We start from the raw sequence: 12,579 nt of genomic DNA on the forward strand, positions 1-12,579 counted from the left end.
GGAAGATGCCGCGCCGCTTCGCATCCTGATCACCCGCCGCGGCGACCGCGAGACGCTGATGGATGCCCAGATCCTGCTGCAGCAGCTCGGTTTCGACACCGGTGGCGGCGACGGCTCCGCCGGTCCGATGACCCGCAGCGCGATTGCCGGCTTCAAGCGCTGGAAGAACCTGTCGCCCAAGGGCGCGCTGGTGACGCCGGAATTCCTGGCCTCGCTCTATGAGACCGCCGGCAAGCCGCGTCCGCCGATGGGTCAGATCATGGTGCGCCAGAATTTCCAGCCCGTGTTCGAGGCTCCGGTCGGCATCAAGGATCCCGAAATCGCGCTCGGCACGCATTTCTTCAGCGTCGACAAGGTCGAACGCAAGGAAGAGACGGCCGAATGGCACAGCATCACCGTGCCGAATGGCCTCAGTGCCGCGGTGAAGCAGCGGCTCGGGATCACTGTGGCCGACAACCCTTATGCGCCCGGTGCTGCCGCACAGGCCCTCAGCCGCATCGAAATCCCGGCCGACATTCGAGACCGGATCGAAACGCTGATCAGCGACGGTTCGTCCCTGACGATCAACGACCAGGGCATCGGCCCGGACACCGGCGACGGCACCGATTTCATCACCATCACCCGCCCGGTGGAGCGGGTTGCCGAAGCGCAGATGCAGTCGTCGATCACCAAGCCGCAGCCGGTCAGTCAGCGGCGGACGGACGCCAAGCCCCGCGCCTACGGCCTCTATTAAAGTCTCCTAGACCAGCTCGACATCGAGAACGCCCGGCGCCGTCCTCAACGCCGCGGCGATTTCCGGCGAGATGCGGTATTTTTCCGTCAGCTCCACCTCGATTTCCCGCTTCCCGTCATCCTTGATGATCACGAAGGACACCAGCCCGTCGCCCCGGGCATTCAGGTGCCGGGCAACCGCGCGCATCGGGCCTGAATCGCGCACGAAGACGCGCAGCGCCTTCTGCATCTGCACCGACTTTTCCTCAAGCGACTGCGCGGTCTGGATGCGCAGGCCAATACCTTCCGGCCGCTCCTCCGCCTGCACGGTGATGACCAGCGACTTGCCGGGCTCGAGCAGGTCTCGATATTGCGCCAGCCCCTCCGAGAACAGCACGGCCTCGAACTGGCCGGTCGCATCCGAGAAGGTGACGATGCCCATCTTGTTGCCGGTACGGGTCTTGCGCTCCTGCTTGCTGGTCACCGTTCCCGCCAGTCGGCCGGCGGTAGCGCCCTGTTTCACGGCGGCGGAAAAATCCGCGAAATTCTGGACGCGCATCTTGGCGAGCACGCTGGCATAGGCATCGAGCGGGTGGGCGGAGAGATAGAAGCCGAGCACCTGGTATTCGCGCATCAGCTTTTCGGACGGCATCCACGGCGTGAAGGCCGGAAAGATCAGCGTTTCCGGGCCGGAGGCGGAGGACGAGCCGAACATGTCGTGCTGGCCGCTGACCTTCTCCCCTTGCGCGCGCTGGGCGTAACCGATGATGCGGTCGAGACCGCCGCTCAGTTCGGCGCGGTCGCGGCCGAAACAATCGAAGGCACCCGCCGAGATCAGGCTTTCCATGACGCGGCGGTTGACCTGTTTCGGGTCGATCCGCAGGCAGAAGTCCTCGATGCTGGCAAACGGCACATCGCCGCGCACTTCGGTGATGTGATCGACCGCCGACTCGCCGACGCCCTTGATGGCGGCCAGCGCGTAATAGATCCTGTTGTCGCCGGTCTCGAAATGCCGGAACGAGGTCTGCACCGACGGCGGAATGACCGCGATGCCGAGGCGGCCGGCATCCTGACGGAAGTCGTTCAGCTTCTCGCTGTTCGACATATCGTAAGTCATCGACGCGGCGAGGAACTCCACCGGATAATGCGCCTTCATGAAAGCGGTCTGGTAGGAGACGATGGCGTAGGCCGCGGCGTGTGACTTGTTGAAGCCGTAGTTGGCGAATTTTGCCAGCAGTTCGAAGATGTTGTTGGCTTGCGGCTTGGAGACGCCGTTCTTGATGGCGCCATCGACAAAGCGTTCGCTCTGCTGGTCCATCTCCGCCTTGATCTTCTTGCCCATGGCGCGGCGCAGCAGGTCGGCCTCGCCGAGCGAATAGCCCGAGAGCACCTGGGCGATCTGCATCACCTGCTCCTGGTAGACGATAACCCCTTGGGTCTCCTTCAGAAGGTGGTCGATCGTCGGGTGGATCGACTCGATTTCCTCCTCGCCGTGCTTGCGGGCATTGTAAGTCGGAATGTTCTCCATCGGGCCCGGACGATAAAGCGCCACGAGCGCGATAATGTCCTCGATACAGTCCGGCCGCATGCCGATCAGCGCCTTGCGCATGCCGGCACTTTCCACCTGGAACACGCCGACCGTCTCGCCGCGCGAGAGCATCTCGTAGGTCTTGGTGTCGTCGAGCGGGATCTTGGCGAGATCGATCTCGATGCCGCGCTTGCGGCAGAAATCGACCGCAGTCTTCAGCACGGTCAGCGTCTTCAGGCCGAGGAAGTCGAACTTCACGAGCCCCGCCTGCTCCACCCATTTCATGTTGAACTGGGTGACCGGCATGTCCGAGCGAGGGTCCCGATACATCGGCACCAGTTTCGACAGCGGACGGTCGCCGATGACGATCCCGGCGGCGTGGGTCGAGGCGTGGCGGTAGAGGCCTTCGATCTTCTGGGCAATATCGAGAAGGCGGGCGACGACCGGTTCCTTGTCGGCCTCCTCCTGGAATTTCGGATCCTCCTCGATCGCCTTCGACAGCGGCGTCGGGTTGGCCGGGTTGTTCGGCACCAACTTGCAGATCTTGTCGACCTGGCCATAGGGCATTTCGAGCACGCGGCCGACGTCGCGCAAGGCGGCGCGTGCCTGCAGCGAACCGAAGGTGATGATCTGCGCCACCTGCTCGCGGCCGTATTTCTGCTGCACGTAGCGGATCACCTCTTCGCGGCGATCCTGGCAGAAGTCGATGTCGAAGTCCGGCATCGAGACGCGGTCGGGATTGAGAAAGCGCTCGAACAGCAGCGAGAAACGCAGCGGATCGACGTCGGTAATCGTCAGCGCATAGGCGACCAGCGAACCCGCACCCGAACCACGGCCGGGACCAACCGGGATGCCCTGCTGCTTCGCCCATTTGATGAAATCGGCAACGATCAGGAAGTAGCCCGGGAACTTCATCTTCTCGATGACGCTGAGCTCGAAATCCAGCCGGTCCCGATAATCCTGTTCGGTATAACCGCGCGTCATGCCGAGCGTTGCGATGCGCTCTTCGAGGCCTTCGACGGACTGGCGGCGCAGCTCTTCGGCCTCGGCGCGTTCGGCTTCCGCCGGATCGTCGGTGGCGCCGGTGAAGCGCGGCAGGATCGGATTGCGGGTCTTCAGCACGAAGGAGCAGCGCTGCGCGATCTCGACGGTGTTTTCGAGCGCCTCCGGCAGGTCGGCGAACAGCTTTGCCATTTCGGCGCGGCTCTTCAGATAATGGTCGGGCGTCAGGCGGAAGCGGGTATCGTCCGAGACGATCGCGTTGTGGGCAACCGCCATCAGCGCGTCATGCGCATCGTAATCGGCCTTGGTGGGAAAGAAGGCCTCGTTGGTCGCGACCAGCGGCAGGTCGTGGTCGTAGGCGAGCGTGACGATCTTGTGCTCGTGGCGCCGATCGTAGGCGCCGTGGCGCTGCAGTTCGACATAAAGCCGATCGCCGAATATCTCCTTGAGCTTCAGGAGTCTCGCTTCGGCAAGCGTAGCATTGCCTTCCTTCAGAGCCACGTCGACGGGACCGGTGCCTGCGCCGGTCAGTGCGATCAGCCCCTCGGTGCCGCCGTCCTCCAGCCAGGAGCGGCTGATATGGATGGACTGATGCCCCTCGTCGCCGAGATAGGCGCGGCTGATCAGGTCCACAAGCCGTTCGTAACCGACGGCGTTGGCCGCCAGCACGACGATCGCCGGCAGCTTGGCGAGCTGCTGGTGGCTGTTGCGCCGCTCGTCCGACTGGTCTTCCATATCGATCGACAGCTGGCAGCCGATGATCGGCTGCAGGCCGTCGCCGATTGCCTTCTGGGCGAATTCCAGCGCGACGAACAGATTGTTGGTGTCGGTGATCGCGATCGCCGGCTGATTGTCCGCGATCGCCTTCGAGAGGATCTTCTTGAGCGGCAAGGCGCCTTCAAGAAGCGAATAGGCGGAATGGACGCGCAGGTGAACGAACTGAGGGGTGTCCCCCAGCTTTTCCGATCCCGATTTTACGTCCGCTGTATCTGCCATGCCTGCGCCTTACCCGTTTGATGAAGCGGGAACCATCTCATGAATCAGGCTATTGTCCGGCGCAGGGCTTTGAGAGTCCAGTTCGGATTTCCCTCCTCAACGCCTTTCGGCCGAGGGACCGGCTGGACGTCCGATCACATGGCCATCATGATCATGGAAAGGCTGGCCACGAAGGTGGCGATGGAAGCGAATGCGGCAATGTCACGAAACAGGTCAGTCATCGTCGTCTCCCGTGTTCTCTTATGTTTTTATTTTGTTCTCATTTTGTTTGAGAGTCAATAAAAGAACAGACCGGAAACAAACATATCGCGATATCCTCCCTCACCTGGTAAACAAGGTGTTAACGGCGAGGTTCGGCCGGATCGGCGCATGTGGATACGTCCGGACTGGTGACCATCCGGGCATGAGCAATTTCGGACGGCGCGCTGAAAGCTGCCTCCTCGTAAGATAAGTAATAAGTGACACCTTTCAGCGCCCCGTTCGGCGGTTAATATCCGCGACTTCGGTCCCTCTGCCGTGGCCTTTCCGGACGGTGTTCGTATGACCCATGGCGCCCCATCCGATCTGATCGGAAAGGCTTCCACGGATCTCCGCCGGTTTCTCCGATAGTATCGGTCGGACTTTGAAAAATCCGGCGACACCATCCGGTCAGCCACCATGTGTGCCGCACAAGCACGTCCGGCGCGCGCTTTCGGGCATCAAGAGACGAAGGCTCGGTCCGTTTGCCTTCACCTCTCCCCGTTGTCGCCTGAGGGAGACCATTTTCCGCGAACCCGAACGCCAAGGTTTTGCGTCTTGCCCTTGACGTCCGCGCCGGTCCCGCCTCGCCAGCACGCCTGCCGGTGTATCCGTGACCGAACGGTGAGATTGTAGGCATAGGCTGGGAGGGCGGGGATGAGAGAGGACGTGGATTGGGGTAAGGTATTAAAATGGCTGGGGGAAGTGTTCGGGAGCGTCCTCGCACGGAGGGGGCAGTCCGCATGGAATAAGCCCCTCATCCGCCTACCGGGACCTTCTCCCCGTTCTGACGGGGAGAAGGGACGCAAGCCGCACCGGCCTCGCCTCGATTACTGACGGCGAATGGGCCGCCGGAGAGGAACGGAGAGGTCGCAGCATATCCCTTCTCCCCGTCAGAACGGGGAGAAGGTCCCGGCAGGGGGATGAGGGGCGCTATGGGTGACGGCGCGCTTCTTCACATCTCGACGACTTTGCCGCCCTCGATCGTCACGCGGCGGTCCATGCGGCTGGCGAGGTCGTGGTTGTGGGTGGCGATCAGGGCCGCGAGGCCGGACTGGCGCACCAGGGCTTCCAGCGCGTCAAAGACATAGGATGCAGTCTTCGGGTCGAGATTGCCGGTCGGTTCGTCGGCGAGAAGCACGCGCGGGGCGTTGGCGACGGCGCGGGCGATCGCCACGCGCTGCTGTTCGCCGCCGGAAAGCTCAGAGGGGCGATGTTCGGCGCGGTGGCCGATGCGCATGTAGTCCAGAAGCTGAGCCGCCCGCTCCTTTGCCTCGGCCTTGGAGAGGCCGGCGATCAGCTGCGGCATCATGATGTTCTCAACCGCGGAAAATTCCGGCAGGAGATGGTGGAACTGGTAGACGAAACCGATCTGGTTGCGGCGCATCGCGGTCCGCTCCGCATCGGGAAGTCCGTTGCAGGCATGCCCGGCGAGAAAGACTTCGCCGGCGTCGGGATGTTCGAGCAGGCCGGCGAGATGCAGAAGCGTCGACTTGCCTGTGCCGGACGGGGCGACCAGCGCGACGATCTCGCCGGTCTTCAGGTCGAAATCAGCCCCCTTCAGGATCGAAAGCGTGGTCTCGCCCTGGCCATAGTGACGTTCGACGCCCGAGAGCTGCAAGACGGTTTTGGGTGCCATGAAGGATGTGGGTCCTATTCGTATCGGAGGGCCTGGACAGGATCGAGCCGGGAGGCTCGCCAGGCCGGAAGGATGGTCGCGATGAAGGAAAGAACGAGCGCCATCATGACCACCGAGAAGGTCTCGCCAAAGCTCATCTCCGCCGGCAGCTGGCTGAGGAAATAGAGTTGCGGATCAAAGAGGATGGTACCCGAGACCCAGGAGAAGAACTGGCGGATGGATTCGACGTTGAGACAGACGAGCACGCCGAGCAGGACGCCGGCGAACGTTCCGACGATGCCGATCGCCGCCCCGGTCATGAAGAAGATACGCATGATCGCACCCGCCCCCGCACCCATGGTGCGCAGGATGGCGATATCGCTGCCCTTGTCTTTCACCAGCATGATCAGGCCGGAGATGATGTTGAGCGCCGCCACCAGCACGATCAGGGTCAGGATCATGAACATGACGTTACGCTCCACCTGAAGCGCGGAAAAGAAGGTCTGGTTGCGCTGGCGCCAGTCGGTGATGAAGATCTGGCGGCCCGCCGCCGCCTCGATCTTCGGGCGCAGGTCGTCGATATTATCCGGATTGTCGACGAACAGCTCGATCGACTGGACGAGGCCTTCGGCATTAAAATAGAGCTGCGATTCCTCGAGCGGCATATAGATGATCGTCGCATCGTATTCCGACATGCCGATCTCGAAAATGCCGGAGACCGGATAGGATTTGACGCGTGGATTGACGCCCATCGGCGTCACGTCGCCTTCCGGCGAGATCAGCGTGATCTGGTCACCAGCGGAGAGGCCGAGTTGGGCGGCGAGCCGGGAGCCGACCAGTACGCCCTGCCCCGAAGCAAAGCCGACCATGTTGCCCGATTTGACGTTGCCGGCGACTTCGGACAGTTTTTCGAGATCTTCCGGGCGAACGCCGCGCACCAACGCGCCGGAACCCGCGCCGCCGCGGCCCGATGCCAGCGTCTGGCCTTCGACCAGCGGCAGCGCCATCCGCACACCCGGCACGGCCGCAAATTTCTGAGTGAGCTCGGCGTAGTCGGTGAGCGGTCCGTCGATCGGCTGGACGATCATGTGACCGTTGATGCCGAGGATGCGCGAGATGAGTTCGGTGCGGAACCCGTTCATCACGGCCATGACGATGATCAGCGTCGCGACGCCGAGCATGATGCCGATGAAGGAAAAACCGGCGATGACCGAGATGAAGGCCTCGCGGCGGCGCGAGCGCAGGTAACGCCAGGCGACCATCCGCTCGAAGGCCGAGAAAGGACCGGCCGCAGGCGAACCACCCGCCTTTACCGCTTCACCATTCGCCGCGACACTCGCCATGCCATTTCCTCAACCTGCCGAAGGCGGGAAATCCGCCGTGATACGCCTGCCGGCTTATCGGCCGGCGAGCCTGTTCATGGCCGCTTCGACGGTCAGCGTTTCGCGCTCACCGGTCTTGCGGTCCTTGACCTCCACTTCGCCTGACGCGGCGGAGCGGGGTCCGACAATCACCTGGACCGGCACGCCGATCAGGTCGGCGGTCGCGAACTTGGTGCCGGCGCGCTCATCCGTATCGTCGTAGAGCACGTCCTTGCCGACGGTTGCGAGTCCGCCATAGAGCGTTTCGCAGATACGGTCGCAGGCCTCGTCGCCGGGCTTCATGTTGATGACCACGACGTCGAACGGCGCGACCGATGCCGGCCAGATGATTCCGTTGTCGTCATGCGATGCTTCGATGATGGCGGGAACAAGGCGTGTCGGGCCGATGCCGTAGGAACCCATGTGGACAGGGTGTTCCTTGCCGTCCGGTCCCTGCACCTTGGCGCCCATCGGCTCGGAATATTTGGTGCCGAAATAGAAGATATGGCCGACCTCGATGCCGCGGGCGGAAAGACGATCGGTCTCGGGGATGGCGTTGAACGCCTTCTCGTCGTGCATTTCCGAGGTAGCGGCGTAAACCGACGTCCACTTGTCGAAGACCGCCTGCATGGCCTCGACATTGTCGAAATTGGTGTCCGTGCCGGGGATGTCGAAATTGACGAAATCCTTGTGCGAAAACACTTCCGACTCGCCGGTCTCGGCCAGGATGATGAATTCGTGGGACAGGTTGCCGCCGATCGGGCCGGTATCGGCGCGCATCGGAATGGCGCGCAGGCCCAGTCTCGAGAAGGTGCGCAGATAGGCGGTGAACATCTTGCGATAGGAATGCTCGGCGTCTTCCTTGGTCAGATCGAAGGAATAGGCGTCCTTCATCAGGAATTCGCGCGAGCGCATGGTGCCGAAGCGCGGACGGATCTCGTCACGGAACTTCAGCTGGATGTGATAAAGGTTGAGCGGCAGGTTCTTGTAGGATTTGACGTAGGACCGGAAGATATCCGTGATCATTTCCTCGTTGGTGGGGCCGTAGAGCATCGGCCGCTCCTGGCGGTCCTTGATGCGCAGCATTTCCTTGCCATAGGCGTCGTAGCGGCCGCTTTCCTGCCAGAGTTCGGCGGATTGCAGCGTCGGCATCAGCACCTCGATGGCGCCGGCGCGATTCTGCTCCTCGCGGATGATGGCATTGACCTTGTCGAGCACGCGCTTGCCGAGCGGCAGCCAGGAATAGATGCCTTGGCTCTGCTGGCGGATCATGCCGGCACGCAGCATCAGCCGGTGGGACGCGATTTCCGCTTCCTTGGGGTTTTCCTTCAGGATGGGCATAAAATAGCGGGACAGGCGCATCGCGATTTCCGAGGTTGCCGGCCTATCCCCACCACGCGAGGAATCGGCCGTTTTCTTCAACAATATTGGGAGGGTACATAGCCGTTCCGAGGCTCCAAGGGAACCCGCCCCAGCATGAATCGCACGTTGTTCACGAATCTGCGCCGACACCTCCAGACCCGGCAAAAGCGGAAATTTCGTGGCAAGCGCGCGACATTTTTGTCAACTAAAAAATTTTATCGAAGTGTAGCAAAAATACAAAAAAGCGGATGACAAAGCACATCCTTTGAGCTAGGTTCAGCTCACAAAAGAGGCAAGGAGTTCAAATTCTTGTCATTTCGCGGTCAAGTCTTGGGAGGATCAGATCTTAGGCGCGCTTGTCGCAGCCCCGGTAACGGTTAAGGATCACGCGAAACTTGAAAACAAGGCTTAACCGCCTTGTTTTTTTTTGCTTTCTCGTCACCCGGAACGAATAAAGCGCGAATGCCTTCGTCGCCGCTTCCTATGCCTGCAAATCATGACAGGGAAATGACGGGCTCCCGACGATCCGCCTTATTCTGCCGCCTACTCGTCCACCTATTCGAAGGTCGGGACGATCACCGGAATGTCGCCGATGCCGACGCCGAAATAAGCGGATGCGACGTAGTAGCCCACATAGAGCAGTGTCGAGATCACCGTCGTCAGCAGCACGACGCGGCCGCCGCGAAACCGGGCGGGAGCGCTTTCCACAGTCCCTATGGTCACCTCACCGTCTTCCTGCTGGGTGCGATAACCAAGCGGAAGGACGATGAAGAGCACGGTCCACCAGATGATGAAATAGATGGCCGCGACCGTCAAAAGAGGCATGATTTCGACTCGATTCCGGTTCGAAGAATTGGCGCCCTTATAGGCTGAAAGGCAGGCAAGCTCAAACCGAGAGACCCCGGCGTGATGTCACAGCTGTGGGAATCATACCTGTTCGAGCTCGATCAAGGTGCCGTTGAAGTCCTTCGGATGCAGGAAAAGCACAGGTTTTCCATGGGCTCCGGTCTTCGGATTGCCATCTCCGAGCACCCGCGCGCCGGCCGCCTTCAACGTGTCACGCGCAGCGACGATATCGTCCACCTCGTAGCAGATATGGTGCATGCCGCCGGAGGGATTTTTCTCCAGGAAAGCCGCAATCGGCGACTCGGGGCCGAGCGGTTCGAGCAGTTCCACCTTGGTGTTGGGGAGCTCGACGAAGACCACAGTGACGCCATGCTCCGGCAAGGCCTGGACCTGGGAGACGCGGGCGCCGAGCGTATCGCGATACATCGTGGTCGCGATGCCAAGATCCGGCACGGCGATGGCGATGTGATTGACGCGTCCGAGCATGTTTCCGTCCTCCCGAGTGTGGGCTGCGGCGAAGGGAAAAGGCTGCCGAATTGCCCCGGCAATACCCCCCTCTGCCCTGCCGGGCATCTCCCCCTCAAGGGGGGAGATCGACCCGCGGCCCTGTCGCTATTCCAAAGTCGCCGCGACCTCTCCGTCCCCTCAGAGACGCGTAACGAACACCGTCACGATCGGCTTCTTGCCCCAGGCCTCGTTGGCGGTGGAGCGGACGGCGCGGCGGATCGCCTCGCGGACCATGTCGAGATCCTTGCGGCGCGCGCGCGGGATGCTTTCGACGGCGCCGAGCACGGCGTCATAAAGCGTATCCTCCATGTCCTCGCCCTCGTCGTCGAATTCCGGCAGACCGAAGGCGATGAGATCGGGATCGGTTACGAAGTCATAACGGGTGTCGAGCAGGACGTTGACGGAGACATGGCCGACGAAAGAGAGCTTTCGGCGGTCGCCGATGCCCATTTCCTCGAAATCGCCGATCAGCTTGCCGTCCTTGAAGATGCGGCCATGCGGCGCATCGCCGATGACCTCGGCCGGGCCAGGCGCAAGGCGCAGGATATTGCCGTTGCGGACCCGCGGAATGGTCTTGATGCCGGCGGATGCGCCGAGCTCGGCCTGGGCCGTCAGATGCGCGGCCTCGCCGTGAACGGGCACGAGGATCTGCGGACGGGTCCATTGGTACATCTGCACCAGTTCGCTGCGGCGCGGGTGGCCGGAGACGTGGACGAGCGCGTCGCTGTCGGTGACGATCTTGATCCCCTGCTCGATCAGGCCGTTCTTGATCTCGATGATCGCCTTTTCGTTGCCGGGAATGGTGCGCGAGGAAAAGACCACCGTATCGCCTGACGTCAGCGCCACATGGCGCATCTCGTCGCGGGCGATCTTGGCAAGGGCCGCGCGCGGTTCGCCCTGGCTGCCGGTCAGGATCACCACGATCTTGTCGCGCGGGATATAACCGTATTCGTCCTCGGCGATGAAGGGCTTCAGGCCCTCCATGATGCCGATGTCGCGGGCGACGCCGACGACGCGCTTCAGCGAGGAGCCGAGCAAAAGGACTTCGCGGCCGGCGGCGTCTGCGGCCTGGGCGATCGAGCGGATGCGGCCGACATTCGACGAGAAAGTGGTGATCGCTACTCTGCCCTCGGCCGCCTCGATGATCTGGCGCAGGCCTTCGGAGACTTCCTCCTCGGACGGCGAAACGCCTTCGCGCATGGAATTGGTGCTGTCGCACATCAGCGCCAGCACGCCTTCGTCACCGATCTTGCGGAAGCGCGCCTCGTCGGTGAACGGCCCGAGCGACGGCGCATGATCGATCTTCCAGTCGCCGGTATGGACGACATTGCCGAGCGGGGTGCGGATGACCAGCGACATCGGCTCCGGGATCGAATGGTTGACGCCGACCGCCTCGATCTCGAACGGGCCGATATTGATGCGGTCGCCGGCCTTGAAGATCGTCACCGGGATTTCGGCGCGCGAACCTTCGTAGTTGCGTTTCGCCTCCAGCATGCCGGCGGTGAACGGCGAGGCATAGACGGGCACGTTGAGGCCCGGCCACAGATCGTTCATCGCGCCGTAGTGGTCCTCGTGCGCATGGGTGATGATCATCGCCTTGAGATGGCTGCGCTGGCTGGCGAGGAAGCGGATATCCGGCAGCACGAGATCGACGCCCGGCAGGTCCGGTCCCGGAAAAGTCACGCCGCAATCGACCATGATCCACTGGCGCTTCTCCGGCGTTCCATAGCCGTAGAGGGCGAGGTTCATGCCGATCTCGCCGACGCCGCCAAGCGGCAGAAACACCAGTTCTTCTTGGTTTGCCATTTTCTTTGTCTATTCCATTCCTTGAAAAAATACATCACCGGCGGCGATCGACGTCAGCGCGCCCAATCCGGTGTCGAGCAGCAAAAATCCTTTGTCATCGATACCTGCGAATGTGCCAACAAGCGAGCGATCCGGCAGGTTCACGGTGATTTTTTCGCCGATGCCGCAGGCGACCTCGCGCCAGCGCCGGCTGATTTCGGGCGTGCCTCGGCCCTCATCCCAGGATTCCAGAACCTGTGCCATCTCCCTGAAAAGATGCGCGAAAAGTTCCTCTGGCGAGATGTTGGCGCCATGGTCGGCAAGCCGGGTCACCGCGTAAGCCGCACTGTCGGGCATATGGCGGATGTTGATGCCGATGCCGATGACGAGCGCGCGGCGGCCATCCGGCAGCCCCTCACCCTCCAGCAGAATACCACAGGTCTTCTTGCGGCCGATGAGGATATCGTTCGGCCATTTGACGTCGAGTGGCTCGCCGCCCGGCGGCAGAACCGACCTGACGGCGGCATGGACCGCGACGGCGACCGCGAGCGGCAAAGAGCCCACCCTCTCCGGCGGTGCAGGATCGATCAGCAGCAGCGAGGCATAGAGATTGCCGGGTTCCGATG

General features: G+C 62.1%; 9 protein-coding genes. 1 reads left to right on the forward strand and 8 read right to left on the reverse strand.

Annotated elements, in window-relative coordinates; all coding sequences use genetic code 11:
- Nucleotides 1-733: peptidoglycan-binding protein (locus tag MOV61_RS23140; protein ID WP_408962416.1), on the forward strand; the 733-nt coding region annotated here is incomplete at its 5' end.
- Between the two features lie 6 nt (nt 734-739).
- Here the strand turns inward: MOV61_RS23140 and dnaE are convergent.
- The 8 genes from dnaE to MOV61_RS23180 form a co-directional block, all read right to left on the reverse strand.
- Nucleotides 740-4,237, reverse strand: a complete 3,498-nt coding sequence (gene dnaE / locus MOV61_RS23145; RefSeq protein ID WP_247138258.1) for a DNA polymerase III subunit alpha — start codon at nt 4,235-4,237, stop codon at nt 740-742.
- A gap of 1,192 nt (nt 4,238-5,429) precedes the next feature.
- Nucleotides 5,430-6,113 carry an ABC transporter ATP-binding protein gene (locus tag MOV61_RS23150; RefSeq protein WP_038542014.1) on the reverse strand — a complete coding sequence of 228 codons (684 nt, stop codon included), beginning with the start codon at nt 6,111-6,113 and terminating at the stop codon, nt 5,430-5,432.
- A gap of 14 nt (nt 6,114-6,127) precedes the next feature.
- Nucleotides 6,128-7,435: a lipoprotein-releasing ABC transporter permease subunit gene (locus tag MOV61_RS23155; protein ID WP_038542012.1), complete on the reverse strand. Its 1,308-nt coding sequence runs from the start codon at nt 7,433-7,435 to the stop codon at nt 6,128-6,130.
- 54 nt (nt 7,436-7,489) lie between these two features.
- Nucleotides 7,490-8,815 (reverse strand): proline--tRNA ligase, encoded by a 1,326-nt coding sequence (gene proS / locus MOV61_RS23160; protein WP_247138259.1) that lies wholly within the window; start codon nt 8,813-8,815, stop codon nt 7,490-7,492.
- Nucleotides 8,816-9,370: 555 nt separating this feature from the next.
- Nucleotides 9,371-9,640, reverse strand: coding sequence for a DUF1467 family protein (locus tag MOV61_RS23165; RefSeq protein WP_247035254.1), 270 nt, complete (start codon nt 9,638-9,640; stop codon nt 9,371-9,373).
- Between the two features lie 102 nt (nt 9,641-9,742).
- Entirely contained in the window at nt 9,743-10,147 is a 405-nt protein-coding gene (gene mce, locus MOV61_RS23170) for a methylmalonyl-CoA epimerase (RefSeq protein WP_247138260.1), read from the reverse strand.
- 159 nt (nt 10,148-10,306) lie between these two features.
- Nucleotides 10,307-11,974, reverse strand: coding sequence for a ribonuclease J (locus tag MOV61_RS23175; protein WP_038542004.1), 1,668 nt, complete (start codon nt 11,972-11,974; stop codon nt 10,307-10,309).
- 9 nt (nt 11,975-11,983) lie between these two features.
- A partial coding sequence (locus MOV61_RS23180) for a biotin--[acetyl-CoA-carboxylase] ligase (RefSeq protein WP_247138261.1) occupies nt 11,984-12,579 on the reverse strand: 596 nt, incomplete at its 5' end.

It is taken from the genome of Neorhizobium sp. BETTINA12A (genome assembly GCF_023006485.1).
Lineage (GTDB): Bacteria > Pseudomonadota > Alphaproteobacteria > Rhizobiales > Rhizobiaceae > Neorhizobium.

Coding starts and splice junctions, on each gene's coding strand:
- dnaE (WP_247138258.1), bottom strand. CDS start 4,237: ATGGCAGATACAGCGGACGTAAAATCGGGATCGGAAAAGCTGGGGGAC.
- MOV61_RS23150 (WP_038542014.1), bottom strand. CDS start 6,113: ATGGCACCCAAAACCGTCTTGCAGCTCTCGGGCGTCGAACGTCACTAT.
- MOV61_RS23155 (WP_038542012.1), bottom strand. CDS start 7,435: ATGGCGAGTGTCGCGGCGAATGGTGAAGCGGTAAAGGCGGGTGGTTCG.
- proS (WP_247138259.1), bottom strand. CDS start 8,815: ATGCGCCTGTCCCGCTATTTTATGCCCATCCTGAAGGAAAACCCCAAG.
- MOV61_RS23165 (WP_247035254.1), bottom strand. CDS start 9,640: ATGCCTCTTTTGACGGTCGCGGCCATCTATTTCATCATCTGGTGGACC.
- mce (WP_247138260.1), bottom strand. CDS start 10,147: ATGCTCGGACGCGTCAATCACATCGCCATCGCCGTGCCGGATCTTGGC.
- MOV61_RS23175 (WP_038542004.1), bottom strand. CDS start 11,974: ATGGCAAACCAAGAAGAACTGGTGTTTCTGCCGCTTGGCGGCGTCGGC.